Origin of the sequence: Aquisphaera insulae (genome assembly GCF_011064615.1) — a bacterium.
GTDB classification, from domain to species: domain Bacteria; phylum Planctomycetota; class Planctomycetia; order Isosphaerales; family Isosphaeraceae; genus Aquisphaera; species Aquisphaera insulae.
In genome coordinates this window covers 1-474 of sequence record NZ_JAALJH010000262.1, presented here as the reverse complement: position 1 = coordinate 474, position 474 = coordinate 1, and the positions used below count along the sequence as shown (strand labels likewise).

The following is a 474-nucleotide window of genomic DNA, read 5'->3' as shown; positions in this document are numbered from 1 at the left end:
TCAGAGCCGGAATACCGGCCAGTTTCTCGGAGTAGCCGAATCCGTATCGCACAGCGTCCGGAAGTGGATGGGCCAACAAGCGTTGAATGAAATCCGGGGGAATAAAGTTAACGGCGAACCGCTGCAAGGCTGGACCGACAGCCTCTCCGACAAAGGCCGTGAGTGTGTTGCCAATCCCCATATTTACAAGCAGTTCACCGAGCTCAAAGTCATGACCGGGCAGGGACTGCGGGGTCAGAGGGACTGCGGGGTCGGGACTGCGGGGTCAGGTTTTGTTTTTGGTTTTTCGTAGGGACTGCGGGGTCAGGGACTGCGGGGTCAGGGACTGCGGGGTCAGGGACTGCGGGGTCAGGGACTGCGGGGTCATCAGGGACTGCGGGGTCAGGTTTTGTTTTTGGTTTTTCACGATACCTTCTGTTGTCTTGGAGAGATGGGCTCGGCGAGGGGACTCGGCTCAAGGATTGTTGGATCAAC

The 474-nt window shown here is 58.0% G+C and carries 1 protein-coding gene; it reads left to right on the top strand.

Annotation, left to right across the window (positions count from 1 at the left end):
* Positions 1 to 292: hypothetical protein (locus tag G6O54_RS37640; RefSeq protein ID WP_205679199.1), on the top strand; the 292-nt coding region annotated here is incomplete at its 5' end.
* Positions 293 to 474: the final 182 nt, after the last annotated feature.